Genomic DNA, 25,989 nt, shown 5'->3' with positions numbered 1-25,989 from the left:
GCGTGGCAGAGCCGGCTTCGTGACGCGAACGCTCTATTTCCTCGGCGGCTGGGCCGCGCTTGCCCTCGGGACGCTCGGCATCTTCCTGCCGCTGCTCCCGACCGTACCGTTCGTGATTCTTGCCGCCTTCTGTTTTGCACGCTCGAGCCCGGCGCTCGAACGGCGACTGGTCGAGCATCCACGCTTCGGGCCGCACATCCTTGCATGGCGAAAGAACGGCGCGATTTCGCGGCGCGGCAAATGGGCGGCGACGATCGCGTTCGCGGTCAGCATCGCAGCGGCGCTGTTCTGGCTGAAATGGCCCTGGCTCCTGTTCCCGCTGGCGGCGATGCTCGCCAGCGGGACATGGATATGGACAAGGCCCGAGCCCTGACCGTTATTCGGCGGCTTCGGCGAGCACGGGATAGTCGAGATAACCCTCGGTCCCGCGGCTGTACCAGGTCGCCATCTCGTCCTTGTTGAGCGGCGCGCCGGTTTCGAACCGTTTGGGCAGGTCGGGATTGGCGAGGAAGGTGCGGCCGAACGCCACCGCATCGCACAGGCCTGCGTCGAGTTCCGCCTGCGCTTCCGTCTGGCCATAATCCTGATTGAGGACGAGCGGGCGATCGAACACCGGGCGGATCGCCGGCGAGATACGCGGCTGATCGGTGCGGCCGAACGTGCCCTCCGGCCCCGGTTCGCGCAGTTCGAGAAACGCGATCTTCTGTTCGGCGAGCCACTTCGCGGCGGGGACATAGACCGATTCGGGATCGCTGTCCTGCACCCCTTGCGTGTCGCCATTGGGCGAAAAGCGCACCGCGGTCCGGTCGGCGCCAACCTCGGCGATCAGCCGTTCGACGGCCTCGCGCAGCAAGCGGCCGCGATTTTCGGGGCTGCCGCCATAATCGTCGTCGCGGAAATTGGCGCCGTCGCGCAGGAACTGGTCGATCAGATAGCCATTGGCGGCGTGAAGCTGAACGCCGTCGAACCCGGCCGCCTTCGCATTGCGCGCGGCGTTCGAATAATCGTCGAGCACGCGGGCGATGTCGTCGAGCGTCGCGGCGCGCGCTTCGGCATAATCCTTCTTGCCGTCATAGGTGTGCGCCTGCCCCGGCGCGGTCGTCGCCGAGGACGACAGCGGCTGCGCGCCGCCCAGAAAGTCGGGATGGACCAGCCGCCCCATATGCCAGAGCTGCGCAAAGATGCGCCCGCCGGCGCGGTGGACCGCCTCGGTCACCGGCTTCCACGCCTCGGTCTGCTCGTCGGTCCAGAGGCCCGGCGCGAACGGCCAGCCAAGGCCTTCGCGGCTGATCCCCGTCGCTTCGGAGATAATGAGCCCGGCAGAGGCGCGCTGAGCGTAATATTCGGCCATGATGCCGGTCGGCACATGCTCGCGGGTCGCGCGGCCGCGCGTCAGCGGCGCCATCAGGATACGGTTGGGCGCTTCGACCGCGCCGAGGCGAATGGGATCGAACAGGCTGGGCATGGAGCTTCATTTCCTTCGTGCGTTGGCGTTGCAGGCCAGATAGGGCGGCAACCGGCCCCATGCACGAATCGTCGCCCGCAAAAAATTCTTCGCCCGTACAAAGCGGGCGCTTCCCCCTGCCTGCGCTTCTTGCCGTGGTCGGCGCCAATGTCGCGCTCGCCTTCGGCCCGTGGCTGGTGCGGCTCGCCGATGTCGGACCGGTATCGGCGGCATTCTGGCGACTGGTGCTTGCCGCCCCCGTGCTGGTCGCGGTGGCGACGATGGCGAGCGGCAGCCCCTTTCGCGCCGCGCGCGGCCTGTGGCCGATCGTCCTGCTTGCCGGTATCGCCTTTGCCGGCGACCTGGCGAGCTGGCACATCGGCATCCTGCGCACGACGCTCGCCAACGCCACGCTGTTCGGCAATTCGGCGAGCCTGATCTACCCGATCTACGGTTTTCTGGTGATGCGCGCCTGGCCGAACCGGACGCAGTTCACGGCGCTCATCCTGGCCGGGATCGGGGCCGCGCTGCTGCTCGGGCGGTCGGCCGAACTGTCGCCGCGCAATCTGGCGGGCGATCTGTTCTGCCTGCTCGCGGGTACGCTGTACGCGGTCTATTTCATCGCAATGGCCCGCGCGCGGCTGCGACTCGGTTCGGTTCAGGCGCTGGCGGTGTCGAGCGTGGTCAGCGTGGCGCCGCTGCTGCTGACGGCGCTGGTGCTGGGCGAAACCGTGGTACCGACCAACTGGACACCGGTGGTGACGCTGGCGATCACCAGCCAGCTTATCGGACAAGGGCTGATGATCTACGCGCTTGGCGAGCTGCCGCCGCTTGTCATCGGGATCGCGCTGCTGTTCCAGCCGCTGGTGTCGGGCACGATCGGCTGGATCGCCTATGACGAACGGCTGACGCTGCCCGATTTCATCGGCGGCGCGCTGGTCGCGGTTGCGCTTGTGCTCGTCCGGCGCGGGCCAAGAAAGCCGACACAGCTTGCGCAGCCCGGGGCATCGCCTAAATCGGACTAGAAGGAGAAAGCTGCCATGGCCGCCCAGACCGTGCCCGAAGACGCCACGCTAGACGAAATCCGCGCCGCGCTGGTTCCCGAACTGCCGGTCAATGCCGCGTTCGACGGCTGGACCCCGAAGGCGATCGAGGCGGCGGCGAACACGCTGGGCGTCGATCCCGACGTCGCGCGCCTCGCCTTTCCCGGAGGCGCGGTCGAGATGATCGATGCGTGGTTCGCGCATGTCGATGAGCAGATGGAAGCGGCGCTGCCCGCCGAAACGCTGAGCGAGATGAAGATTCGCGAGCGGATTACCGCGCTGGTCGAAAAGCGGCTCGAAATCCTCGCTCCCGAACGCGAGGCGCTGCGCCGCGCACTCGCCATACTCGCGATGCCGCATCATATCGCCAGGGCCGGCAGGCTCGGCTGGCGTTCGGCCGACCGGATGTGGCGGCGCGCCGGCGACACCGCGACCGATTACAACCACTATACCAAGCGCGGCATCCTCGCCGGCGTCTATGCCGCGACGATCACCGTGTTCCTCGACGACGAATCGGAGGATTGGGCCGATACGCGCGCATTCCTTGCCCGCCGGATCGAAGGAATCATGCGGTTCGAGAAGACCAAGGCGAAGTTTCTCGGCCAGACGCGCGACCGCCGCTTCAACCCGTCGCGGCTGATCGGCCGGCTGCGCTATCCGGTAGGATAATCCCGTATGGCCGGGGAAAGGACCGTCAATTAGTCCTTTTCTTCGGTCACAGTTATTGATACTCACTCTCATTATGAACGTAGCCGCTTCGATCGCTCCCCCGATTCGCCTGTCGCAACTGCCGCGCCACCGAGCGTCGAAGGTTGCCGCGGTCGATTGGGAGATGCTCGCAGCGCCCGAGGCGCGGCGGCTGCGCGAGCTGGGACTCGACGAAGGCGTCGGGATCGAGCTGCTCCATCAGGCGGCGTTCGGCCGCGGCCCCATCGCCTGTCGTATCGGCCGCATGACGATCGCGCTTCGCCGCCATGTCGCGGGGGCGATCCACGTTTTCCCCTGATCCCCTTGATTTTCTGACCCTGCCCGCATGACGCCCGCGCCCCTTGTCGCGCTGGTCGGCAACCCCAATGCCGGCAAGAGCGCCCTGTTCAACGCGCTGACCGGCGCGCGGCAGAAGGTCGGCAATTATCCCGGCGTCACCGTCGAGCGACATGCCGGACGGATGGCGCTGCCCGACGGGAGGCCGGTCGAACTGGTCGACCTTCCCGGCGCCTACAGCCTCGACCCGTCGAGCCCCGACGAACAGGTGACCCGCGACGTCGTCACCGGCGCGCAGGAGGGCGAGCGCCTGCCCGACGCAATCGTCGTCGTCGTCGATGCCGCGAACCTCGACAACCATCTGCGCTTCACGCTGCAACTTGTCGAACTCGGCCTGCCGGTAATCGTCGCGCTCAACATGATCGACCTCGCCAAGCGCGACGGCCTGACGCTCGACCCGGCGGTGCTCGAACGCGAGCTCGGCGTGCCCGTTATTCCCACCGTCGCGGTTCGCCGGCGCGGGCTCGACGAATTGAAGGAAGCGCTCGCCAAAACGGTGCAGTCGGGGGCAAAGTCCGTGCGTCCCGGCCACGGCGCGGTAAGCGACGATATCGCGACGCTGCAACGCCGCGCGCGCGCGCTGTCGGAGGCCGCCACCGTGTCGGAAACCGCGGTGCGCCGCTGGACGCACCGGATCGACGCGATCGCGCTCCATCCCGTTTTCGGTTCGGCACTGCTTCTGGCGCTGCTGTTCGTCATGTTCCAGGCGGTGTTCGCCTGGTCGGAAGCGCCGATCGGCTGGATCGAGGATGGCATGGCCTGGCTGGGCGGAGCCGTTGGCGGTGCCCTGCCCCCCGGATTTCTGCGCTCGCTGCTCGTCGACGGCGTGATTGCCGGTGTCGGCGCGGTGGTTGTGTTCCTGCCGCAGATCCTGATCCTGTTCGCCTTCATCCTCGTCCTCGAATCGAGCGGATATATGGTCCGCGCAGCCTTTCTGATGGACAGGCTGATGGCGGTTGCGGGCCTGTCGGGCCGCGCCTTCATCCCCCTTTTGTCGTCCTTCGCCTGCGCGGTGCCGGGGATCATGGCGACGCGCACGATCGATGACGACAAGGACCGGCTGACGACCATCCTGATCGCACCGCTGATGACCTGTTCGGCGCGGCTGCCGGTCTATTCGATCATCATCGGCGCGATGATCCCGGCGCGATCGGTGGGACCGGGTATCGGCCTGCAGGGACTGGTGCTGTTCGGCCTTTATGTCGCGGGCATCATCGGCGCTTTCGTCGCGGCGATCGTGCTCCGCCGAACGGTGACCAAGGGCGAATCCTCGGGCTTCATGATGGAGATGCCCAAATATCAGTGGCCGCGCCTGAACGACCTGGCGCTTGGGCTGTGGCAGCGCGCGCGCATCTTCCTGAAGCGCGCCGGCACGATCATCGCCTCGACCACGATCATCCTGTGGCTGCTGCTGAGCTTTCCCAAGCCGCCGGTCGGCAGCGATGTTTCGCCGGTCGATTATTCGATCGCCGGGCGGATCGGGCACCAGATCGAAAAGGTCGTCGCCCCGATCGGGTTCAACCGCGATATTTCGCTGGCGCTGCTTCCCGCGATGTCGGCACGCGAGGTGGCGGTATCGGCGATCGGCACCGTCTATGCCGTCGACAATCCCGATGGCGATGCGGGCGAGCGCGAAATCGTCACCAATCTGCGCCGCCGCTGGAGCCTGCCGACCGCGCTGGCCTTTCTGATGTGGTTCGTATTCGCGCCGCAATGCATTTCGACCATCGCGATCACGCGGCGCGAGACCAATAGTTGGAAATGGCCCGCCTTCATGGTTGGCTATCTGTTCGCACTCGCCTACATCGCTGCGGGGGCGACATATTGGCTCGCCGTGGCAATCGGATTGTAGGGAGAAGACACAGATGGCCGGCAGCGTGAACAAGGTGATCCTGATCGGCAATCTCGGCCGCGATCCCGAAAGCCGCACCTTCCAGAACGGCGGCAAGGTGGTGAATCTGCGCATCGCCACGTCCGAACAGTGGAAGGACCGCAACACCGGCGAGCGCCGCGAAAAGACCGAATGGCATTCGGTCGCGATCTTCAACGAAGGCCTCGCCAACATCGCCGAGCGCTATCTGCGCAAGGGATCGAAGGTCTATATCGAGGGGCAGCTCCAGACGCGGAAGTGGCAGGACCAGAACGGACAGGACCGCTATTCGACCGAGGTCGTGCTGCAGGGCTTCAACTCCGCGCTGACCATGCTCGACAGTCCCGGCGGCGGCCAGGGCGGCGGTTCCGGCAGCGGCGGCGGAGACTGGGGTTCGGGCGGCGGCTTTGGCGGCGGCGGACAGTCCGCGGGCCGCGGTGGCTCCTACAATGCCGGCGGTGACAAGTCGGGCGGCATGGGCGGCAGCGACTTTGGCGGTGGCTTCCCCGACGATCTCGACGACGACGTTCCGTTCTAGATCGGGAACCGACCGGCGTTTCGAACGCTCGCTCCTGACAGTATAACAACAGGAGCGGGTCCGTGGAGCGTATCGCACGACTGGAGCATCTCGCCCGTGCCGGGTATGTGGCGCGCGCAATCGTCTATTTCATGCTCGGCTATCTGACGCTGGCGACCGCGCAGACCGAGGGGACGACGACCGTACTCGACGATATCCATAACCTGCCAGCAGGTACCGTCGTGCTCGTCGCCACGGGAATCGGGCTGATCGGCTACGGCATCTTTCGCGCCTATGGGGCGATCCTCGACATCGAGGGAAACGGAACCGACTTCGAAGGGATCGGCAAGCGGATCGGCCATATCGCCAGCGGGATTGCGCACCTGATCCTCGCCTATCTCGCCATCAGGCTCGCCTTTGGCCATAGCAGCGCGGCAAGCGGCAATGGTGGCAACCAGGCCGCAAGCACCGTCATGTCGTTCACCGGCGGCCAGATCGTGCTGGGCCTCGTCGGCATCGGCTTTGCGCTGGCGGCTTTCGATCAGGCGGTCAGGGCGGTCACCGCCAAATTCATGTCGCTGCTCGAGGCGCGGACACCGCATTGGGCGGAAATCGTCGGCCGCATCGGCTTCGCCGCCAGGGCGGTCGTCTTTGCGGTGCTCGCGTGGAAGATCATCGGCGCGGCATGGAAGCGGCATGCCGACCAGATCGGCTTTCAGGCCGCGCTAGAGGCGCTGCGCGATATTTCCTGGCTCTATTATTCGGTCGCTGCCGGGCTTCTCGTCTTCGGGATATTCAGCCTGGTGATGGCGCGCTACCGCGCGATCCGCGATCATCACGTGATCGACCGGCTGTTGCGCTAGCCCGGCCTAGCGGCTGAGAAGGAATACGGCATGTTCGGCGAACAGATTGGCCGCGGCCGATCCGGTCTGCTTGTCGCCCGACAGGAACCATGACTTTTCGACGGTGATCCCGCGTTCGCCGAGCAGCGCGCGGAAGTCGTCTATCGTGACATGGTGGATGTTGGGCGTGTCGTACCAGCGTTCGGGCAGCAGCCGCGTCACCGGCATGCGCCCGCCCCACAACAGCGACAGCCGCACGCGCCAATGCGCGAAATTGGGAAAGGAGACGAAGGCGCGACGGCCGATCCGCAGCAAGTCGTCCAAGACGACTCTTGGCCGCGTGGACGTCTGCAATGTCTGGCTGAGGATCGCATAGTCGAAGCTCTGGTCGGGATAGTCGGCAAGATCGGTATCGGCATCGCCCTGTACCACCGACAGCCCGCGCGATACCGCCGCCGCGACATTGTCGGGATCGATCTCCAGCCCGCGCGCATCGACCCCGTGTTCGTCGCGCAGCACCGCCATCAGCGCACCGTCGCCGCACCCGATATCGAGGATGCGCGACCCCGCGGCCACGTTGCGCGCGATCACCGCAAGGTCCGGACGCAGCTCCGTCATCCGCCGGTCCTCAGAAAACCGTCTATGACGCGGTTGAGTTCGGGCGAATCGAGCAGGAACGCGTCATGGCCGAACGGGCTCGACAGCTCGACGAAGCTGACATGGCGACCCGCCGCGTTGAGCGCCTTCACGATCGTGCGCGATTCGCGCGTGGGATAGAGCCAGTCGCTGTCGAAGCTGACGACGCAGAAGCGCGCCTGCGTGTCGCGAAACGCGCCCGCCAGCATTCCGCCATGTTCCTCCGCCAAGTCGAAATAATCGAGCGCGCGGGTGATGTAGAGATAGCTGTTGGCGTCGAACCGGTCGCTGAACGAAAGCCCCTGGTGACGCAGATAGCTCTCGACCTGAAAATCGGCGTCGAAGCCGAACGACTTTGCCCCCGCTTCGCCGCCTTCCCGCGCCTGGAAGCGGCGCCCGAACTTCTCGGTCAGCCCCGCCTCCGACAAATAGGTGATGTGCGCCGCCATCCGCGCGACCGCCAGCCCGGCGCTGGGCGGATCGTTCGCCGCATAATAATCGCCGCCGCGCCATTTGGGATCGGCCATGATCGCCTGCCGCCCGACCTCGTGATAGGCGATGTTCTGCGCCGAATGCCGCGAGGTCGATGCGATCACCACGACCGCGCCGACACGGGTCGGAAAGGTCGCGGGCCAGCTCAGCGCCTGCATTCCGCCCATCGAGCCGCCGACCACCGCCTGCAATCGCCGGATGCCGAGATGGTCGAGCAGCATCGCCTGCGCGCGCACCATGTCGCGGATTGTGATGACGGGAAACGCCATGCCGAAAGGCTCGCCCGTCGCCGGATCGATCGTCGCCGGCCCCGACGAGCCCATGCAGCTGCCGATGACGTTCGAACAGATGATGAAGTGCCGCGCGGGATCGATCGGCTTGCCCGGCCCGATCATCCGCGTCCACCAGCCCGGCTTGCCGGTGATCGGGTGATCGGAGGCGACATGCTGGTCGCCGGTCAGCGCGTGGCAGATCAGGACGGCGTTGCTCGCATCCTCGTTAAGCGTGCCATAGGTTTCGTAGCCGATCTCGACCGGCGACAGCGACGCCCCGCTGTCGAGCGCGAGCGGCCCCGGCAAGGTGACATGGCGGCGGAGGCCGAAACGCGGGTCGGACGACATGGCAATCGCGTTAGGCGGAGGCGGGGCTGGGTTCAAGCGACTTGCCGCGCCGTCATCCTTACGAAAGTCAGGATCCAGACCCCGAAGCGGTCAGGGCTCTGGATCCCGGATCAAGTCCGGGATGACAGAAGTGGGTGCGGCACGCAGCCTTGCCATCGGCGCGCGGTTGCGCCATCCCGCCGCGCATGACTGCACCACAGCCCAAGCCCTGGATCATGGACATCGCCCCCTATGTGCCGGGGCGTTCGCAGACCGATGACGGCCGCAAGGTCGCCAAGCTGTCGTCCAACGAAAACCCGCTCGGCACATCGCCGAAGGCGCGCGAAGCGTTCGACGGCGCCGACCGCAGCCTCGAACGCTATCCCGATGCCGGTGCCGCCGAGCTGCGCGAGGCGCTGGCGGACAAGCATGGTCTCGACCCCGCGCGGATCATCTACGGCACCGGGTCGGACGAGGTGCTCCACCTCGCCGCCGGCGCGTTCGCCGGGCCGGGCGACGAAATCGTCTTCGTCAAATACGGCTTCGCGGTGTACGAGATCGCTGCGCGCCGCGTCGGCGCGACGCCGGTGGTGGCGCCCGACAAGGACTATGCCACCGATGTCGACGCCATCCTCGCCGCCGTTACCGAACGCACGCGCGTCGTCTTCGTCGCCAATCCGAACAATCCCACGGGCACCTTCACGCCGCGCGAGGAAATCGCGCGGCTGCATGCGAGCCTGCCCAAATCGGTGCTGCTGGTCCTCGACCATGCCTATTCGGAATATCTGACGGCGGAAGAGGACGATCACGGCCTGAAACTGGCGATGACCGAGCCCAATGTCCTCGTCACGCGCACCTTTTCCAAGATCTACGGTCTCGCCGCCGAACGGATCGGCTGGGGCTATGCCAGTGCCGACATCATCGGCGCGATGCACCGCATCCGTGCGCCGTTCAACGTCACCACCGCCGGCCAGCAGGCGGCGATCGCGGCGCTTGGCGACGACGATTTCACCGATGCCAGCCGCGAACATAACCGCAAATGGCTCGGCTGGTTCACCGAGCAGGTCGAGGCGATGGGCAATGCCGGGCTGCGCGCGATACCGTCCAAGGCCAATTTCCTGCTCGTCCTGTTCGAGGGCGAGGTGAGCGCCGAAACCGCGTACAAGGGACTGATGGACAAAGGGTACATCACCCGCTGGCTGCCCGGACAGGGACTTGGCGAAGGCCTGCGCATCTCGATCGGCACCGAGGACGAAGTCCGCGGCGTGGCGGCGGCGCTGCGCGAGATCGTGACCGGCTGATGCTGCCTTTCGCCCGCGTCACGATGATCGGGCTGGGGCTGATCGGATCGTCGATCGCGCGCGGCATCCGCGCCGAAATGCCGAGCGTCGAGGTGACCGGCTATGACGCCGAGCCACAAGTACGCGAGCGTGCGGTCGAGATCGGGCTGTGCGACGATATTGCCGACAGCGCGGGCGCGGCTGTGATCGACGCCGACCTCGTTATCCTGTGCGTACCCGTGGGCGCGATGGGAGCAGCGGCCGCCGAGTTCGCCGACGACCTGCCCGCCGACGCGATCGTCAGCGATGTCGGGTCATGCAAGGAAAGCGTGGCGGCCGCGCTCGCAGCGGCGCTGCCGAACGCCACCATCGTTCCCGCACATCCCGTCGCGGGCACCGAGCGTAGCGGCCCCGATGCCGGCTTCGCCACGCTGTTCCACGGCCGGTGGTGCATTCTGACGCCCGCCGACGACACACCCGAACTCGCCGTCGAGCGCGTCGCCGAATTCTGGCGCAGGCTCGGCGCCGATGTCGAACGGATGGAACCCGCGCATCACGACCGCGTGCTCGCCGTCACCAGCCACCTGCCCCATCTGATCGCCTATACGATCGTCGGAACCGCGTCCGACCTCGAGGAAGTGACCGAAAGCGAGGTCATCAAATATTCGGCCGGCGGCTTTCGCGATTTCACGCGCATCGCCGCGTCCGACCCTACAATGTGGCGCGATGTGTTCCTGTCCAATCGCGAGGCGGTGCTCGACATGCTGCAACGCTTTTCGGAGGATTTGAGCGCGCTTCAACGCGCGATCCGCTGGGGCAAGGGCGACGAGCTGTTCGAGCTGTTCAGCCGCACCCGCGCGATCCGTCGGTCGATCGTCGAACAGGGCCAGGACGACGCGCGCGAAGATTTCGGCCGCACGCACGACTGAAGCGGCCGATATACAAGCGCACGACCGGCGCCACTTGCGCTCACCCTAAGCCTGTCGAAGGGTGGGCACCACCCGGCTTCGACAAGCTCAACCTGAGCGTGGTTCCGTCAGGTTACCAACGCTTTCGCGCTCCAGCGCGTTGATCGCTCGGTGGACACGGTCCTCGATCTCCTTGCGCGGCAAGCCCGCCGGGATGGACTCGCCGAAGCGCAGCGTCACCGTTCCCGCACGCTTTGGCCCCTGTCTCGGCAGCAGCAGCCCGGTATCGACCGCAACCGGCACCACCGGCAGGTCGAGCGCACGGTAAAGACCCGCAAAGCCCGGACGCAGCGGTGGTGTCTCACCTGCGCGCACGCGCGTTCCTTCTGGAAAGATCAGCACCGACCGCCCCTCGGCAACGGCTTCGCGCCCCTCGCGCATCATCGCACGCAACGCCTTGGCCGATGCCGACCGGTCGACGGCGATCGCGCCGTAGCGCCGCGCGGCCCAGCCCCAGACCGGAATCCGCGTCAGTTCGCGCTTCATCACGATCACCGGCGACCCGACACGGCGCGCAAGCTCCAGCGTTTCGAACATCGCCTGATGCTTTGCGGCATACAGGACGGGCGTTTCCGCGGGTCGCCCCTCGACGCGGACGGTGATGCCAAGCAGCCAGCGGGCGCACCATGCCTGCACGCCCGCCCACCAGTTCGCATAGCCGCGCAGTGCATCGCGGCCGAACAGGCCTGCGACGGGTGCGCACAGCACGATCGGAACCGACAGTCCGTAGAAGACGAGCGCGAACAGGATCGAGCGCAGCCACGCCATCAATCGATCCCCAGCCACAGCGCCGCGCGGCGGACGAGAAACTTGTTATATTCGCCGAATAGAAAAGTCAGGCTGGGGCTCGACGGAACAGGGTCGCCGATCACCTCGACATCGGGGCCGAGCGCATGGGTCAGTTCCATCCGCGCGCGCGGCATGTGCCAGCTCGACGTGACCAGCCGAACGCTGTGATAGCCATGTTCGCGCACCCAGCGCGCGGTTTCGTCGCCGTTCGAGCGCGTATCGACCGCCTCGCGCCCCAGATCGACGCAGCAGGCGAACAAGCCCGGCGACACATGATATTCGACGGCGAGTTCGATCGGTCGCACTTCGCGCGCGACGCCGCTGATGAGCATGCGTTTCGCCGCGTGACGCTGCATCAGCGTCAGGCCGCGATCGATCCGTCCCGGCCCGCCGGTCGGCACCACGATGGCGTCGGTATGCCCGCCCTCGCGCGGATGGCCGAGCGCGACCATGAAGATCGCGAAGCCGAGCAGCCACGACACGAGCAGAAACGCGAAGACCCTGCGGATCACAGCCGGCTCCGCAGGGCGCGCAACACCGACAGGCGCGCCGCGACCATTGCCAGCAGCGCGAAGAGGAACGGGAGCAGTGCGAGCAACGCCCAGTCCTCCGGCGCGAGCGCACTTCCGTTCAATATCTGCGAGCCGAGCACCGCGAGCTGCGCCTGAAGCAGCCATGCGATCACGATCGCCGCGATCGCGCCGATCAGGCCGCCGGTCAGCGTGTCGATCGCGATGCGGCGCTGAAACAGCCGCGCCACCTGTACGTCTGTCGATCCAAGCATGTGCAATATGTCGATGGTCGAACGGTGCCCATCAAGCCCCGCGCGCGCAGCAAGCAGCACGACCGCGCCCGTCGCAAGCGCCATCAGCAGCACCAGCGCGGCGGCGAGCATCGCCAGCGTAGTGACGAAACGGCGGACAGGCGCAAGCCAGCTGGCATTGCGATCGACCCGCGTCTGGGTCGATGCAGCCGCGGCGATCGCCTCCACGCGCCCGACCGCGGCATCGCTCGCATTGCGCAGATCGATATCGATCATCGCCGGCATCGGGACACCGGCATCGAGCCCGGCATCGCCCAGCCATGGGCGCAGCAGTTCGGCGAGCCGTGCCCTGTCGACCTCTGCCGCGCGCGCGACATCGGGGTCGGTGCGCAGTTTCGTCAGGATCGCCTCTACCGCAGCATCTCGCCTGGCGGCATCGGCCTCCACGACCTGCACCGTCAGCCGCCCGGCGAGATCGGCGTCGAGCGAGCGCGCCGAACGCGCTGCGCCCAGCCCGAACGCGGCGGCAAGCACGGTCAGGAACACCATGATCGCCATGATCGCGATCATCGTGCGCTGACGCCGGCCTTCGTCGAGCAGCCGGTGCGAGGGGGACTGGCGGCGCGCCATTACTCGCTATCGTCCGGTGCGCGCGGCGGAAAACGCAGCGACCCGGTCGGATCGCTCAGCCGGCCATTGTCGATCCGCATCATCTGCGCATTGGGAATGCGATTGAGCAGGTGAAAATCGTGCGTCGCAACGACGACGGTGGTGCCGAGCCGGTTGAGCGAGCCGAACAGATGGAGCAGCCGTTCGGCCATGTCGGGATCAACGTTGCCCGTGGGCTCGTCAGCCACGAGGATTTCGGGCCGCGCGATGATCGCGCGCGCGATCGCGATCCGCTGCTGCTCCCCGCCCGATAGCGTAGGCGGCTTGGCATTCGCACGCTCGGCGAGGCCGACCCAGGCGAGCATCTCACGAACCGGCCCCTCGATATCGCTCTCCGGAATGCCCGCCACGCGCAGCGGCAGCGCGATATTGTCATAGGCGGACAAGTGCGGGACGAGCCGGAAATCCTGGAACACGACGCCGATACGCCGGCGAAATCCGGGAAGCCGCTTGCGCGGCAGCGTCACCGCATCCTCGCCGAACAGCCGGATGATGCCGCGGCTGGGGCGCTGCGCGAGGTAGAGCAGCTTCAAAAGCGAAGTCTTGCCCGCGCCCGATGCCCCGGTCAGAAAATAAAACGCACCCGCCGTCAGCGTGAAACTGACGTCCGACAGCGTTTCGGGACCGGTGCCATAGCGCAACCCGACATTCTCGAACTGTACGATATTCGCCATCGCGGCGTGCCGTCCGCTCCCATGACCTGCCCCTTGTCGATTCCATCGCATGTCCGGTGCCCCCGCTCAAGCAAATGAAGCGCGACTCTTGCCAAGCGACTCGTGGACATGCTTAGATTCGTCAGCCGTTATTGCGTTATTCCGCCTGCGTAGGAAATCGATCCGATGCTCCTCGAATGCACCGAGTGCCATACCCGCTATCTCGTACCCGATACCGCGATCGGGGCGAAGGGGCGCACCGTCCGTTGCGCCAGTTGCAAGCATAGCTGGTTCCAGGCCCCTCCGATGGTTTCGACCAAGGCTGCCCAACAGGTCGAGCAGACCGCTCCGCAGTCGGCCGCCGAGCCCGAACCAGCGCCCGCTCCGACAGAGAAAGCCACCGCGCCCGAGGCCGAGCAAAAGGCTGTCGTCGAACCGGCGAAGAAACCTGCCGACGAAGCCAAGACCGCGCCTGCGCCGCCTGCCAAAAAGCCGATCCGCACCTTCGTTGACGGCGATCTGGGCCCGCGACCGGCGGCCACGCGGTCCGGCTATGATCCGTTCCGGCAGGAACCGCTGCTCAAACCGCGCCGCAATCCGGCGAAGCGCTGGACCGCCGCTGCCGCCGTTGCCGGCCTGTCGATGCTGATCGGTTCGGGCGCGATCCTGTATTCGGGCGCACCCGGCATCGCGTCGCAGCTCGGCCTGCCGATCGGCGCGGCAGAGACGCCGCTGCGCTTCGCCAGCAACAAGATCGACCGCGGGCAATTGTCGAGCGGGAACGAACTGTTCGCGGTGTCGGGCAAGATCGAAAACCCGACCGACGACAACCAGCACGTCCCCGATATCCGCGCCGAGTTGCGCGATGCGCAGGGCCGCATCGTCTATAGCTGGATGATCGCGCCGCCCAGCCGGTCGCTCGGGCCCAACCGCACGCTCGAGTTCAACAGCGCGAAGCTCGACGTGCCGGCAAGTTCGAAGACGCTGGAGCTGAGTTTCGCCGGCGACGACGAGAGCTGATCGGAAAATTCGCGCGCAATCGGCGGCAAGGCCGTTTCGGCCATTGCCACGTGCCGATCGCTTTGCTAGGGGCACGCGCCTGCCAGGCGCCGGTGCTTCATCCGGCGGACATATCAGTGCGGTCGTGGCGGAATTGGTAGACGCGCAACGTTGAGGTCGTTGTGGCCGAAAGGCCGTGGAAGTTCGAGTCTTCTCGACCGCACCAGATAGTTGGGCAAGGCAGCCCTATTCATCCCCGAAATTGAGGCCCCGCGTCACGCGGTAGTCGAGGATCGCCATCACGAAATAGGCGACCGCCTGTTTGATCCGGCGCCACGGCGTCGAAAGCTCGCGATAGCAATCTGGCGTCATGTGCAGCGAATCCGCGACCTCGCCATCGACATAGGCGCGAACGTGCGCGGCGAAATCGGCATCCTCTATCCGCAGCATCAGTTCCAGGTTCAGATACATCGAGCGCACGTCGAAATTGGCCGACCCGATATGGACGACGTCGTCGATCACGAACAGCTTCGTATGCAGCTTGGTCGGCTGATATTCGTAGATGTCGACCGATTTGCGCAACAGCCCGGCATAGGTGAAGCGCGATGCCCAGATCGCCGCGCCGTGATCGGTCTTTGCCGGCAAAACCAACCGCACCCGACCGCGCATCCCGGCCTTGTCGAGCCGACGCAACATCCCCGGACCCGGCGCGAAATAGGCGGCGATCAGGTCAATGTTGCGCGCGCCCTCCATGTCGCGCTTGACGATCCGTGCCCAGGGCGAGAGCCGCTGCGTCGGCCCGCCGAGCAACCAGCGCGTCTGCCCCGTCTTTTCGCTCCAGTGCTTGAGCATCCGCCGCAAGCTGCGCAGCGGCGCACGCGGACGCCGCGCCCAGCGGACGAGCATGTCGTAATAACCGCCGAGCCGCGCGCAGCTCTCGCCCTCGACGAGCAAGCCTAGGTCGCGCCACGCCTGCTGCTCGGATACGCCGAAATAGCTGTCCTCGATATTGAACCCGCCGATGATCGCGCGGGCGTCATCGGCAATGGCGAGCTTCTGGTGGTTGCGCAGCAGATAGCGCCGCCCCAGCCGGGGCACGAAACGACATACCTCCGCCCCCGCCGCCTCGAGCGGCGCGAAGAAGCGGTGGTCGGTCGCGCGCTCGCTCCCCAGCCCATCGACGAGCAGCGACACGCGGACGCCGCGGTTCGTCGCGTCGATCAGCGCCTGGCGAACCCGCTCTCCAGCCGAATCATCGACATAGATGTAATAGAGCATGCGCAGGCTGTGGGTCGCGCCGGCGATAAGGCCGAGCAGCGCCGCCAGCCGCCGCGGTCCGGTATCGAGCATCGTCAGCCGGTCGCCATCGACGGTGAAACTCGGCTGTTCGGGGGGCTGGTCCATGGCCGGGTTCTGCAAGCAGGAGCCGCCATAGGCAAGCGTGTCGAAGGCGCGCGATTTCCTTGACATTCGGCACATCGGTCCTTAAATCCACGGCCTTTCCGGACACCGTTACCAACGAAGGAAGCGTTTCATGGCGCGCGTTACCGTCGAGGATTGCGTCGACAAGGTTCCCAACCGTTTCGATCTCGTGCTGTTTGCGGCGCAGCGCGCCCGGCAGATTTCGGGCGGCGCCGAGCTGACGCTCGATCGCGACCGTGACAAGAACCCGGTCGTCGCTCTGCGCGAAATCGCAGAGGAGACGGTGAAGCCGAAGCATCTCGAGGAAGCGGTCGTTTCCGGCATGCAACGCGTCCAGATCGACGACGAGGAAGCGCCCGACGAAATCGGTTCGCTGTCCGCCTCGGCGGAGGCGCTACGCCTCACCGCCGCCGCGCCGCCGCGCAACACCAGCGTCGGCGCCGATTACGACGGCTGATCGCGACGATATACAGATACGAAAAAGCCCCGGCCGGTTCCGGGGCTTTTTTGTGTCCGCCGTCCGCCTGTAGGGGCGCTGGCAGTCAACGCCCGAGATCGTGCTGGATATAGGCGATCACCGACCATGCCTGTTTGCGCGTGAGCGCCTGTCCAAATGCCGGCATTGCGGTGCCGAATTGCTGGCCGCCCTCGGCAATCGTCCAATAAAGATAACCGTCCTGACGGCTCAATGGCATCCGCGCCGACCAGGCGAGATCGGCAGGCGGCGGGTTCAGCGTGCGCGCGAGTGGGCCGTCGCCACGCCCCTCTGCGCCATGGCAAGAGGCGCAATCGGCTTGGTACACCTGCCTGCCCGCTGAAAGCGTGGCGGAATCGATCGGCAACGGATTGCGCAGGTCGGCGAACTTGGCCGGGATGCCGTTCATCATCGCTTCGTGATGTCGCGCCATGCTGGGATGCCCCATGCCGCGCCCCATTCCCTGACCCATCATCTGAGCCGACAGCGCGCTGCCGCCAAACAGGATCGTAGCGCCAGCGAACGCAATCGCGGCGCTCAAAGAACGAGTCATCATCGGTCGCGCCCCATATTTCCGACAAGCAAAGCCTAGGAAACAAACCGGCGCGCGATCGATACGTGAACTTCCCTAACGGCTGCGCCGATTGCCGGCGTCGGCAATCGCACTATCAGGCCTCTTCGCCACCCTTGAATCCCTGTGCGACGACATACCATTCGACCGACCCCTTGCGACTGGCGGGCGGCTTTGCATGTTTGACGGTGGTGAAGGCGCGCTTCATTTCCGCGACAAGCTGAGCATCGGCACCGCCCGCGAACACCTTTGCGACAAACGCGCCGCCGGGTTCGAGAACGTCACAGGCAAAGGCGAAGGCCGCTTCGATCAGCGCCATCGTCCGCAACGCGTCGGTCTGCTGATGGCCGACGGTATTCGCCGCCATGTCCGACAGGATCAGATCGGGTCTGCCGCCCAGCGCGTCGGTCAGCGCATCGGGGGCGGCATCGGCCATGAAGTCCATTTGCAGGATCGTCGCGCCGTCGATCGGATCGACGGGCAGCAGGTCGATGCCGACGATTGCTGCCTGCGGAATCTGCTTGCGCACCACCTGCGTCCAGCCGCCCGGCGCGATGCCCAGATCGACGACGCGTTTCGCGCCTTTCAGCAGCTTGAACTTCTCATCGAGCTCGATCAGCTTGTACGCGGCGCGGCTGCGATAGCCTTCGGCCTTGGCGCGTTTGACATAAGGATCGTTGAGCTGCCGCTCCAGCCAGCGCGTCGATTGCGCGCTGCGCCCGCGCGCCGTGCGCACCCGCTTGCGGCCACCGCCGCCGCCCCTGCTCATCGCGCGCTCCCATCCATCAGACGCCGTAAAATCCCCTCGCGGATGCCGCGATCGGCGATGCCGATGCGTTCGGCAGGCCAGAGGTCGAGAATCGTTTCCAGGATCGCGCATCCGGCAACGACCAGATCGGCGCGCTCCGCCCCGACGCACGGCACCTGCGAGCGCCGCGCCATATCCATGTCGGCAAGTTCCGAGCTGACCTTGCGCATCGCATCGGCGCGCACGATCAGGCCGTCGATCCGCGAACGATCATAGCTGTCGAGCCCGAGATGCACGCTTGCCAGCGTCGTCACCGTTCCGCTGGTACCGAGCAGGCGAAGCCCGTCGGCACGATTGGGAAGTCGCCGCGCGAACGGCGCCATGCTTTTGGCGACCAGCGCGCGCATCCGGCCATAATGTTCCGCCGATCCGTCGGCGGTGTCGAACCCGCGGCTATGCTCGGTCAACGACACCACGCCCCAGGGCGCGCTGTGCCAGTCGAGCACCTCCGGCACCGGCTTGCCGGCGTCGATCAGTACGAGTTCGGTCGATCCGCCGCCGATGTCGAACACCAGCGCCGGTCCGTCGCCGGGTTCGAGCAGCGCGTGGCACCCGAGCACGGCGAGCCGCGCCTCTTCCTCGGCAGTGATGATGTCGAGCGCGATCCCGGTTTCGCGGTAGACGCGCTGGATGAAGGCGCTGCCATTGCTCGCGCGGCGGCATGCCTCGGTCGCGACCGAGCGCGCCAGCGTGACGTTGCGGCGGCGCAGCTTGTCGGCGCAGATGCGAAGTGCTGCGATGGTGCGTTCGATCGCCTCGTCGCTCAGTCGGCCGCTCGACGCCAGCCCCTCGCCCAGCCGGACGATGCGCGAAAAGGCGTCGACGACGGTAAAGCCCGCGCCCTGCGGCCGGGCGATCAGCAGGCGACAATTATTGGTACCAAGGTCGAGCGCCGCGAAATGGCGCGCCGACGGCCACCGCCCTCGCGGTGGAGATGATGGTGCCGATCTGGCGGGCCGTTTGGACCGCCGGTACGGCACCTGCGCGGGATGATCCCCCATGCCGTCACTCACTTATGTTCTATCCGTCACGGCCGAAATGGCCGCTCGGTGCTTGGGCGCGAACCTAGCGCAGGCAGTGAACCACGGCAAGCGAGAGCGGATGCGCCACAGCGACCCGCCCGATTACCCCCTTGACCGGCCGAAACCCGAAGGTTATCTGCGCCGCCTCTTTGCCCCGTCGTCTAATGGCAAGACTACGGACTCTGACTCCGTCAATCGTGGTTCGAATCCACGCGGGGCATCCAGCCTTTCCGCCAGATCAGTTCTTCGCTTCGGCGATCAGGTCGTGCGCCTGTTGCGAGGCCCAGTCGAACTTGCCCGTCACGCGCCAGACTTCCTTGCCTTGGGCGTCGTAGAGGATCGTCGTCGGCAGATTGGCGGCATAGGCCGCGCTCAGCGACAGATTGGGGTCGAGATAGGGCTTCAGCGTCGCATAATCGGCCTTGGCGAACCACGGATCGACGCGGTCGGCGCCGTCGAGATCCTGGCTGACGGGCAGCACGGTCAGCTTGCCCTTCATATCGGTCGCGAGCGCATCGAGCGTCGGCATCTCCGCGATGCACGGCGCGCACCACGTCGCCCACAGATTGACGAGCACCGGCTTGCCCTTGAAATCGGCGATCGAAACCTGCTTGCCGTCGGGCGCGGTGAACGGAGCATCGGGCGGCGCTTCGCCGGCATGGCTGCGATCGATTTCACCCGCCTGCGCCTGCGCATCGGACGAAGTTTCGTTTGCCGGCGAAGTCGCGACGTTTGCTTGCTCCGGCCCGGGCGATTGCTTATCGCAGCCAGCGATTGCCACGAGGGCGACAAGGAGAAACGCGATTCCGGAGCGCATGTCAGGATCCAATGCCATGTGGGGCGGGCGCTTCGCCGAAGGCCCGTCTGCCGTCATGCGCGAGATAAATGCCTCGATCCCGTTCGACAAGCGACTCTGGCAACAGGACATTGCGGGGTCGAAGGCGCATGTCGCGATGCTCGCGGCGCAAGGGATCGTCTCCGCCGAGGATGCACGGACGATCGACGCCGGACTGGATGCAGTTGCCGCCGACTATGCGCGCGATGGCGTTCCGGAAAATCTGGCGCTCGAAGACATCCATATGGTCACCGAGAATGCGCTCGCCGAAAAGATCGGTGCGGTCGCCGGACGGCTGCACACCGCACGCTCGCGCAACGATCAGGTGGCGACCGATTTCAAGCTGTGGGTCCGCGACGCGATCGACGAGGTCGATGCCGGGCTCGCCGCGCTCCAGAAGGCGCTGCTCGACCGGGCGCACGACCATGCCGACAGCGTCATGCCGGGCTTTACCCATCTGCAATCGGCGCAGCCGGTGACGCTGGGCCATCATCTGATGGCCTATTACGAAATGATCGCGCGCGACCGCGGCCGCTTTGCCGACGCGCGTGCACGCCTCAACTGGTGCCCGCTGGGCGCCGCCGCGCTGGCGGGCACGGGCTTTCCGATCGACCGGGAGGCGACGGCGCAGGCGCTCGGTTTCGACGAGCCGACGCGCAACTCGCTCGATTCGGTGTCCGACCGCGATTTCGCGCTCGAATATCTGACCGCCGCGACGCAGTGTGCGCTCCACCTGTCGCGACTTGCCGAGGAATTCGTCATCTGGGCGTCGCAGCCCTTCGGCTTTGTCGCGCTCAGCGACCAATGGTCGACGGGCAGCTCGATCATGCCGCAGAAGCGCAACCCCGATGCGGCGGAGCTGGTGCGCGGCCATGCCGGGCGCATCGCCGGGTGCATGACGTCGCTGATGATGACGATGAAGGGGCTGCCGCTCGCCTATTCGAAGGACATGCAGGACGACAAGCCGCCGGTGTTCGAGGCGCATGACCTGATCGGGCTCGCGATCGCCGCGATGACCGGCATGGTCGAAAGCGCGAGCTTTCGCACCGACCGGATGCGCGCGCTCGCCGAAAGCGGGTTCGCCACCGCCACCGATCTTGCCGACTGGCTGGTACGCGAAGCGGGCCTTCCCTTCCGCGAGGCGCATCATGTCACCGGGCGCGTCGTTGCGCTTGCCGAGCAGGAGGGCGTAACGCTCGATCGACTGACGCTCGATCAGCTGAAATCGGTCGATACGCGGATCGACGAACGCGTGTTCGAGGTGTTGAGCGTGGACGCCTCGGTCGCGAGCCGCATGAGCTTCGGCGGGACCGCGCCCGAACGCGTTCGCGCCGCAATCGCCGAAGCACGAAAGAACCAGGAGCCGCACCGATGAAAGCGCTTCTTGCGATCATCCCGCTTGCGCTGCTCGCCGCGTGCGGTGCCAAGAACGAGCTGGAACCGCCCAAACAGGCATCGTTGCCGCCCAAACCCTATGGCGCCGCCGACAAGCCCACCGCCGACCAATTGCTGACGCCCGACGCGCAGGCACGCCCCGAGCGCAGCGACGAACTGCTCAAGGAATCGAAGGAGCGCAAGCCCGACCCCTTCGACCTTCCTCCCAATTAAGGGACCATCCGATGGATCATTTTACCCTGCGCGACGGGCAGCTTTATGCCGAAGACGTCCCGCTGGCGCGCATTGCCGCGGAGGTCGGAACGCCGGCCTATGTCTATAGCCGCGCAACGCTGGAGCGCCATGCGCGCGTATTTCGCGAAGGTCTGTCGGGTATCGAACGCCTGCACCTGGCCTTTGCGATCAAGGCCAACCCCAACCTCGCGGTGCTGCGCGTCCTCGCCGATGCCGGGTACGGCGCCGATGTCGTTTCCGGCGGCGAAATGGCCCGCGCGCTGGCAGCGGGCGTGCCGGCGGAAGGCATCGTCTTTTCGGGCGTCGGCAAATCGCGGCAGGAACTGGAACGCGCGCTCGATGCCGGTATCGGACAGTTCAACCTTGAACATGAACCCGAAGGCATGGCGCTCGCCACGCTCGCCGCTGCGCGCGGAATCACCGCCCCGGCGGTGCTGCGCGTCAATCCCGATGTCGATGCGGGCACGCACGCCAAGATCTCGACCGGCCGCGCCGAAAACAAGTTCGGCGTTCCGATCAGCGAAGCGCGCGCGATGTTCGGTCGGCTCGCCACCCAGCCGGGGATGAAGCTGCGCGGCGTGGCGATCCATATCGGCAGCCAGCTCGGCGATCTCGCGCCGCTCGAGGCCGCCTATACGCGCGTCGGCGAACTGATCGCCGAGCTGCGCGGCGACGGGCACGACATCACCCATGTCGATCTGGGCGGCGGGCTGGGCGTGCCCTATCGCCCGGGCGACGTGATGCCCAGCCCGGCCGAATTCGGTGCGATGGCGGCGCGCGTCACCAGAGGCTGGAATGTCGAGCTGATGTTCGAGCCCGGCCGCGTGATCGCGGGCAATGCGGGCGTGCTGCTGACGCAGGTCCTGTGGGTGAAACCCGGCGTCCTCCACCCCTATGTCATCGTCGATGCGGCGATGAACGACCTTGCCCGCCCCGCGCTCTATGACGCCTATCACGCGTTCGAAGCGGTAGCGCCCAACGGCCGGCGGATGACCGCGAATATCGCCGGACCGGTCTGCGAAACAGGCGACACCTTCGCCATGGGGCGCGAGATCGACGCGGTCGAGCCCTGCGATCTGGGCATTTTCCGCACCGCCGGCGCATATGGCGCGACGATGGCGAGCACCTATAACAGCCGCGCTCTGGTGCCGGAGGTTCTGGTCGATGGCGATCGCTACGCCGTCGTCGCCGACCGTATCCAGCCGGAGACGATCATGGCCGCCGAACGCGTGCCGGACTGGCTCTGATGACGATGACCGGCCTGCCCGTGCTGCTGAATCTGGCGGGACGGCCGGTGATCCTCTTGGGCGAAGGTCCGCCCGCCGATGCCAAGCGCCGCCTTCTCGAACGCGCCGGTGCCGCCGTTACCAACGACGAACGCGCGACCGCGGCACTCGCCATCGTCGCGGTCGAGGACGACCAAGAGGCGCAGGCGGCGATCGAGCGGCTCCGCCTGCGCGGAATTCTGGTCAACGCCGTCGATCGCCCGGCGTTATGCGACTTCACGCTTCCCGCCATCGTCGACCGCGATCCGGTGCTGGTTGCGATTTCCACCGGCGGGGTTTCGGCGGGGCTGGCGGCAGCGCTTCGTCAGCGGCTCGAGGCGATCCTGCCCGCAGGACTGGGCGAGCTTGCGCTGACGCTGAAATCGGCGCGGGACCGGATACGCACGCGCTGGCCCGAATCCGGCGACCGCCGGCGCGCGATCGGAGCTGCGCTTGCCAGCGGCGGCATCCTCGACCCGCTGGCGGCGCACGGAGCCGATTCGGTTGCCCGTTGGTTGGACGGCGATGACGATGGTGCAAAAGACAGGCTGGTGAGGATCATGCTGCGATCCGACGATCCCGACGAACTGACGCTGCGCGAAGCACGCTGGCTGGCGCAAGCCGACCGCGTCTTTCACGCCCCCGAAGCGCCGCTGGCGATCCTCGACCGCGCACGCGCCGATGCCGAACGGATTGCGACCAACGACGTGCCGGCTTCACCCGGACCGGGATTGTCGGTGATCGTCGGGTACGCGGCATGACCGGTTTCGCCTTTGCCGTCCGCGACGGCCATGCGCAGCCGATCAATATCGACCAGGCCGTCTCGGCACAGGGCGAGCTGATTTGGGTCCACCTTCCCTCGGCCGATGACGAAGCCGCCGACTGGCTGCACGACAAGGGCGGGCTGTCCTACAACATCGCCGACATGCTGACCGCCGCCGAAACGCGCCCGCGCTGCGACGCGGCACCGGGTGGCGGCGTGTTCATCAACATGCGCGGGCTGACGAGCGACCGGATGGAACCGTCGGACCTGCTCGCCTCGATCCGCATCTATGCGCATGAAGGCGCTGTCTTTTCGGTGACGCGCAAACAGGTGAACGGCGTCGATGCCGTGCGTGCGCGGATCGGCGAGGGCAAAATCCGCGACCCCGGAGACCTGATCGCCGCCTTCGCCGCGGCGATCACCGAGGAGCTCGATCCCGTCGTCGCCGATCTCGGCGATTCGCTCGACGACGCCGAGGAACGGATCGACGCCGACCGCGTGTTCGAACTGCGCCGGCGGGTCAATCATGTCCGCGTCCAGGCAATCGGCTATCGCCGCTTCCTCAACCCGCAACGCGGCGCATTGGAAAAGCTGGCCACGCTCGATGTCGACTGGCTGCGCGACGACGACCGGCTACACCTGTCGGCAGCCGCCGACCGCGCCGCACGGATGGCCGAGGAACTGGAAAGCATCCGCGAACGGTCTGCGCTGATCCACGAAACGCTGACCGACCTGCGCGCCGAACAGCTCGATCAGCGCTCGCTGCTAATCGCGGTGGTTGCGCTGGTGTTCCTGCCGCTGACCTTCATCACCGGCCTGTTGGGCATGAATGTCGCGGGCATTCCCTATGCGCATCAGCCATGGGCGTTCGATGGCGTGGTTATCGTGTGCGCCGCGCTGGCGCTGGCGATCAGCGCCTATTTCATCCGGCGGCACTGGTTCCGAGGCTGAGCCGTTCGACCTCCGCATTGAGCTGGCGCAGCGACCGCGCAAGCCGTTTGCGGTCGGCAATCGCGGCGGCGAGTTCGTCGCGCGCCTCGCCCAGTTCGATCGCACGCGCCGCCACCCGCGCGTCGAGGGTTGCGGTAAACCGTTTGAGGTCGTTGAGGCGTCCGGTGAAATCGAGCGCGCGCTCGATCCGCGCGACCAGCACCTCAAGCGCCAGCGGCTTGACCAGATAGTCGTCCGCCCCTGCCCTCAACGCTTCCACCGGGCCGTTCGGATCGTCGCGACCGCTAACGATAATGACCGGCAGATCAGTGGTTTCGCGCGCCGACCGCAACTCGCGAAGCACCTGGATACCCGACAGGCCCGGCATCATCAGATCAAGCAGCACGAGGTCGAACCCGCGCCCGGCGATCAGGTCGAGCGCCTGCGCGCCATTGTCGCACAATACCGGCAGATACCCCCGGTCGCCGAGGCGCTGCCCCATGCCGTTAAGGTCGGTGCGGCTGTCATCGACGATCAGGATATTGCGCACGCCGCGCTTGCGACGCGGCGCATCCCCGGCACGGCCCTGTTCTCTATCCCCTTGCATGACGGGACGAGACCCTAAGCCAAAGCCGTCACAAAACGGTTAAGCGCGCTGGCGAACTATGCCCGTGCGCGGTCGAGAAAGTACAGGATCTGACCGACCATCAGCCGCAGCTGGCTGTCACAGGCGGCGATCGCATCGCCCGGTTGCCCGGTGTTGGCGGCGATCCCGATCGGCGTCGGCCAGCCGCGCAGCGCATGGACGATGGTGCGCAACGCCTGCAACGTCGATACCGCCGCCTGCCAGCCGCCCGCCGTCGCGATCAGCCCGACCGGCATGCCGTCGAAATAGACGCGGTCGTCGCGCCGCATCAGTTCGACATGGTCGAGCGCGTTCTTGACCAGCCCCGACAACGACCCGTGATAGCCGGGCGATCCGATGATGAGCCCGTCGGCGCTGCGCAGCACGTCAAGAAAATGCCGGATCTGGTCGTTGGAGAGCGCGTCTTCGGGTTCGAAATTGGGAAAGGCGATGGCGTCGCCGGTCATAAGCGTCGTGCGCGCGCCCTTTTCGGCGGCGACGGCGAGAGCGGCTTCCAGCATGTTGCCGGTGGCCGATTGCGGGCGCAGCGTCCCGCCGATGGCGACGATATGCGGTTGCTTCATGGCCGAGAGCGCTAGCGCAATGGCACCGCAAGCGCCACCGCCAACACGACTATTTGGCGACCGACGACCAGGCTTCGGCGATTTCGGTCAGGCTGTCGGCAGCGGCGAGGAAGGGCGCGGGATCGCTTCCGATGCTCGCCTCCACCACCGCTTCGCGAATGCCGCGATAGAAGCGCGCAAGCGTGTGCGAGACATCGCCGCCGCGGTCGAAATCGAGGCCCGATTCAAGCGCGAACAGGATCGCGGTGGCGCGTGTGACGCGTTCGCCCTTCAACTTGTAGTCGCGGTTTTCGACCGCCCAGGCAACGCTGCGCAGTGCCGCGACCGCTTCTTCATACAGCAGTCCGACAAGCTGTTGCGGATTGGCTCCGCCGGTGCGCGACGCGAGATCGACAGAGCGATAGGTCGCGGCGGGATCGCCGGAAAATACGGTTGCGTATCGCGGCATCACG

31 protein-coding genes and 2 tRNA genes are annotated in these 25,989 nt (G+C 66.4%); 18 read left to right on the top strand and 15 right to left on the bottom strand.

Annotated features, from left to right (window positions below):
- Window positions 1–19 precede the first annotated feature (19 nt).
- The gene (locus J7S20_RS11770) at window positions 20–373 is read left to right on the top strand and encodes a YbaN family protein (RefSeq protein WP_284054417.1); all 354 of its coding nucleotides are present in this window, start codon (window positions 20–22) and stop codon (window positions 371–373) included.
- Between the two features lie 3 nt (window positions 374–376).
- On the opposite strand, the gene J7S20_RS11765 is transcribed toward J7S20_RS11770, so the two are convergent.
- Window positions 377–1,465, bottom strand: a complete 1,089-nt coding sequence (locus J7S20_RS11765) for an alkene reductase (protein WP_284054416.1) — start codon at window positions 1,463–1,465, stop codon at window positions 377–379.
- Window positions 1,466–1,524: 59 nt separating this feature from the next.
- Between J7S20_RS11765 and J7S20_RS11760 the strand changes: the two genes are divergently transcribed.
- The 6 genes from J7S20_RS11760 to J7S20_RS11735 all read left to right on the top strand — a co-directional run bounded on the left by J7S20_RS11760 (window position 1,525) and on the right by J7S20_RS11735 (window position 6,781).
- A complete protein-coding gene (locus J7S20_RS11760) occupies window positions 1,525–2,469 on the top strand; it encodes a DMT family transporter (RefSeq protein WP_284054415.1) in 945 nt (314 codons plus the stop codon).
- 15 nt (window positions 2,470–2,484) lie between these two features.
- Window positions 2,485–3,156 (top strand): COQ9 family protein, encoded by a 672-nt coding sequence (locus J7S20_RS11755; RefSeq protein WP_284054414.1) that lies wholly within the window; start codon window positions 2,485–2,487, stop codon window positions 3,154–3,156.
- 73 nt (window positions 3,157–3,229) lie between these two features.
- The gene (locus J7S20_RS11750) at window positions 3,230–3,493 is read left to right on the top strand and encodes a FeoA family protein (RefSeq protein ID WP_284054413.1); all 264 of its coding nucleotides are present in this window, start codon (window positions 3,230–3,232) and stop codon (window positions 3,491–3,493) included.
- A 27-nt stretch (window positions 3,494–3,520) separates the two neighbouring features.
- Window positions 3,521–5,383 carry a ferrous iron transporter B gene (gene feoB / locus J7S20_RS11745; protein ID WP_284054412.1) on the top strand — a complete coding sequence of 621 codons (1,863 nt, stop codon included), beginning with the start codon at window positions 3,521–3,523 and terminating at the stop codon, window positions 5,381–5,383.
- A gap of 13 nt (window positions 5,384–5,396) precedes the next feature.
- Complete coding sequence (ssb, locus tag J7S20_RS11740) at window positions 5,397–5,939, top strand: single-stranded DNA-binding protein (RefSeq protein WP_284054411.1); 543 nt, start codon at window positions 5,397–5,399, stop codon at window positions 5,937–5,939.
- Between the two features lie 62 nt (window positions 5,940–6,001).
- Complete coding sequence (locus J7S20_RS11735; RefSeq protein ID WP_284054410.1) at window positions 6,002–6,781, top strand: DUF1206 domain-containing protein; 780 nt, start codon at window positions 6,002–6,004, stop codon at window positions 6,779–6,781.
- A gap of 6 nt (window positions 6,782–6,787) precedes the next feature.
- Here the strand turns inward: J7S20_RS11735 and metW are convergent, their stop codons facing one another.
- Together metW and metX are read right to left on the bottom strand one after the other, a co-directional pair.
- On the bottom strand, window positions 6,788–7,378 hold the full coding sequence (gene metW / locus J7S20_RS11730; protein WP_284054409.1) for a methionine biosynthesis protein MetW: 591 nt from the start codon (window positions 7,376–7,378) through the stop codon (window positions 6,788–6,790).
- Entirely contained in the window at window positions 7,375–8,508 is a 1,134-nt protein-coding gene (metX, locus tag J7S20_RS11725; RefSeq protein WP_284054408.1) for a homoserine O-acetyltransferase MetX, read from the bottom strand. The genes metW and metX overlap by 4 nt, the downstream gene beginning before the upstream one ends.
- Before the next feature lie 185 nt (window positions 8,509–8,693).
- Between metX and hisC the strand changes: the two genes are divergently transcribed.
- Entirely contained in the window at window positions 8,694–9,788 is a 1,095-nt protein-coding gene (gene hisC / locus J7S20_RS11720) for a histidinol-phosphate transaminase (RefSeq protein ID WP_284054407.1), read from the top strand.
- Entirely contained in the window at window positions 9,788–10,696 is a 909-nt protein-coding gene (locus J7S20_RS11715) for a prephenate/arogenate dehydrogenase family protein (RefSeq protein WP_284054406.1), read from the top strand. Before hisC ends, J7S20_RS11715 begins: the two co-directional genes overlap by 1 nt.
- Before the next feature lie 87 nt (window positions 10,697–10,783).
- Here the strand turns inward: J7S20_RS11715 and J7S20_RS11710 are convergent, their stop codons facing one another.
- The 4 genes from J7S20_RS11710 to ftsE are packed head-to-tail and all read right to left on the bottom strand — an operon-like array spanning window position 10,784 to window position 13,630.
- On the bottom strand, window positions 10,784–11,503 hold the full coding sequence (locus J7S20_RS11710; protein WP_284054405.1) for a lysophospholipid acyltransferase family protein: 720 nt from the start codon (window positions 11,501–11,503) through the stop codon (window positions 10,784–10,786).
- Complete coding sequence (locus J7S20_RS11705) at window positions 11,503–12,036, bottom strand: YdcF family protein (RefSeq protein WP_284054404.1); 534 nt, start codon at window positions 12,034–12,036, stop codon at window positions 11,503–11,505. Before J7S20_RS11705 ends, J7S20_RS11710 begins: the two co-directional genes overlap by 1 nt.
- Complete coding sequence (locus J7S20_RS11700; RefSeq protein WP_284054403.1) at window positions 12,033–12,917, bottom strand: cell division protein FtsX; 885 nt, start codon at window positions 12,915–12,917, stop codon at window positions 12,033–12,035. The genes J7S20_RS11705 and J7S20_RS11700 overlap by 4 nt, the downstream gene beginning before the upstream one ends.
- Window positions 12,917–13,630: a cell division ATP-binding protein FtsE gene (gene ftsE / locus J7S20_RS11695; protein ID WP_284054402.1), complete on the bottom strand. Its 714-nt coding sequence runs from the start codon at window positions 13,628–13,630 to the stop codon at window positions 12,917–12,919. The genes J7S20_RS11700 and ftsE overlap by 1 nt, the downstream gene beginning before the upstream one ends.
- Before the next feature lie 165 nt (window positions 13,631–13,795).
- On the opposite strand from ftsE, the gene J7S20_RS11690 reads away from it, so the two are divergent.
- Window positions 13,796–14,629, top strand: coding sequence for a zinc-ribbon domain-containing protein (locus tag J7S20_RS11690; protein ID WP_284054401.1), 834 nt, complete (start codon window positions 13,796–13,798; stop codon window positions 14,627–14,629).
- Window positions 14,630–14,747: 118 nt separating this feature from the next.
- Window positions 14,748–14,834: transfer RNA gene (locus tag J7S20_RS11685), tRNA-Leu, on the top strand.
- Window positions 14,835–14,854: 20 nt separating this feature from the next.
- Here J7S20_RS11685 and J7S20_RS11680 read toward each other — a convergent pair.
- The gene (locus tag J7S20_RS11680; protein ID WP_284054596.1) at window positions 14,855–16,012 is read right to left on the bottom strand and encodes a phospholipase D-like domain-containing protein; all 1,158 of its coding nucleotides are present in this window, start codon (window positions 16,010–16,012) and stop codon (window positions 14,855–14,857) included.
- A 130-nt stretch (window positions 16,013–16,142) separates the two neighbouring features.
- Here J7S20_RS11680 and rpoZ point away from each other — a divergent pair, with 130 nt between their 5' ends.
- Complete coding sequence (rpoZ, locus tag J7S20_RS11675; RefSeq protein ID WP_284054400.1) at window positions 16,143–16,487, top strand: DNA-directed RNA polymerase subunit omega; 345 nt, start codon at window positions 16,143–16,145, stop codon at window positions 16,485–16,487.
- Between the two features lie 85 nt (window positions 16,488–16,572).
- Here the strand turns inward: rpoZ and J7S20_RS11670 are convergent, their stop codons facing one another.
- The 3 genes from J7S20_RS11670 to J7S20_RS11660 form a co-directional block, all read right to left on the bottom strand.
- Window positions 16,573–17,061, bottom strand: a complete 489-nt coding sequence (locus J7S20_RS11670) for a c-type cytochrome (protein WP_284054399.1) — start codon at window positions 17,059–17,061, stop codon at window positions 16,573–16,575.
- Between the two features lie 112 nt (window positions 17,062–17,173).
- Window positions 17,174–17,845 (bottom strand): RlmE family RNA methyltransferase, encoded by a 672-nt coding sequence (locus tag J7S20_RS11665; RefSeq protein ID WP_284054398.1) that lies wholly within the window; start codon window positions 17,843–17,845, stop codon window positions 17,174–17,176.
- A complete protein-coding gene (locus tag J7S20_RS11660; protein ID WP_284054397.1) occupies window positions 17,842–18,885 on the bottom strand; it encodes a Ppx/GppA phosphatase family protein in 1,044 nt (347 codons plus the stop codon). Before J7S20_RS11660 ends, J7S20_RS11665 begins: the two co-directional genes overlap by 4 nt.
- Window positions 18,886–19,056: 171 nt before the next feature.
- Between J7S20_RS11660 and J7S20_RS11655 the strand changes: the two genes are divergently transcribed.
- Window positions 19,057–19,130, top strand: a tRNA-Gln gene (locus tag J7S20_RS11655).
- A gap of 14 nt (window positions 19,131–19,144) precedes the next feature.
- Here J7S20_RS11655 and J7S20_RS11650 read toward each other — a convergent pair.
- The gene (locus tag J7S20_RS11650; protein ID WP_347709236.1) at window positions 19,145–19,687 is read right to left on the bottom strand and encodes a TlpA family protein disulfide reductase; all 543 of its coding nucleotides are present in this window, start codon (window positions 19,685–19,687) and stop codon (window positions 19,145–19,147) included.
- 52 nt (window positions 19,688–19,739) lie between these two features.
- On the opposite strand from J7S20_RS11650, the gene argH reads away from it, so the two are divergent.
- From argH to J7S20_RS11625, 5 genes are read left to right on the top strand one after another with little or no spacing between them, the layout of a single operon-like run.
- On the top strand, window positions 19,740–21,116 hold the full coding sequence (gene argH / locus J7S20_RS11645; protein WP_284054595.1) for an argininosuccinate lyase: 1,377 nt from the start codon (window positions 19,740–19,742) through the stop codon (window positions 21,114–21,116).
- On the top strand, window positions 21,113–21,349 hold the full coding sequence (locus J7S20_RS11640; RefSeq protein WP_284054395.1) for a hypothetical protein: 237 nt from the start codon (window positions 21,113–21,115) through the stop codon (window positions 21,347–21,349). The genes argH and J7S20_RS11640 overlap by 4 nt, the downstream gene beginning before the upstream one ends.
- An 11-nt stretch (window positions 21,350–21,360) precedes the next feature.
- On the top strand, window positions 21,361–22,617 hold the full coding sequence (gene lysA, locus J7S20_RS11635) for a diaminopimelate decarboxylase (protein WP_284054394.1): 1,257 nt from the start codon (window positions 21,361–21,363) through the stop codon (window positions 22,615–22,617).
- A gap of 5 nt (window positions 22,618–22,622) precedes the next feature.
- The gene (locus J7S20_RS11630) at window positions 22,623–23,396 is read left to right on the top strand and encodes a precorrin-2 dehydrogenase/sirohydrochlorin ferrochelatase family protein (protein ID WP_284054594.1); all 774 of its coding nucleotides are present in this window, start codon (window positions 22,623–22,625) and stop codon (window positions 23,394–23,396) included.
- On the top strand, window positions 23,393–24,349 hold the full coding sequence (locus tag J7S20_RS11625) for a CorA family divalent cation transporter (RefSeq protein WP_284054393.1): 957 nt from the start codon (window positions 23,393–23,395) through the stop codon (window positions 24,347–24,349). Before J7S20_RS11630 ends, J7S20_RS11625 begins: the two co-directional genes overlap by 4 nt.
- On the opposite strand, the gene J7S20_RS11620 is transcribed toward J7S20_RS11625, so the two are convergent.
- Genes J7S20_RS11620 through J7S20_RS11610 form a run of 3 tightly spaced genes read right to left on the bottom strand, consistent with a single transcriptional unit; the run spans window position 24,321 to window position 25,985 of the window.
- Window positions 24,321–24,935 (bottom strand): response regulator, encoded by a 615-nt coding sequence (locus J7S20_RS11620; RefSeq protein WP_284054392.1) that lies wholly within the window; start codon window positions 24,933–24,935, stop codon window positions 24,321–24,323. The genes J7S20_RS11625 and J7S20_RS11620 overlap by 29 nt on opposite strands.
- A gap of 56 nt (window positions 24,936–24,991) precedes the next feature.
- On the bottom strand, window positions 24,992–25,537 hold the full coding sequence (locus tag J7S20_RS11615; protein ID WP_284054391.1) for an NADPH-dependent FMN reductase: 546 nt from the start codon (window positions 25,535–25,537) through the stop codon (window positions 24,992–24,994).
- 49 nt (window positions 25,538–25,586) lie between these two features.
- Entirely contained in the window at window positions 25,587–25,985 is a 399-nt protein-coding gene (locus tag J7S20_RS11610) for a flagellar export chaperone FliS (RefSeq protein ID WP_284054390.1), read from the bottom strand.
- Window positions 25,986–25,989 lie beyond the last annotated feature (4 nt).

Source organism: Stakelama marina, from assembly GCF_018122655.1.
GTDB classification, from domain to species: domain Bacteria; phylum Pseudomonadota; class Alphaproteobacteria; order Sphingomonadales; family Sphingomonadaceae; genus Sphingomonas; species Sphingomonas marina.
This window is presented reverse-complemented; position numbering and strand designations above follow the sequence as displayed.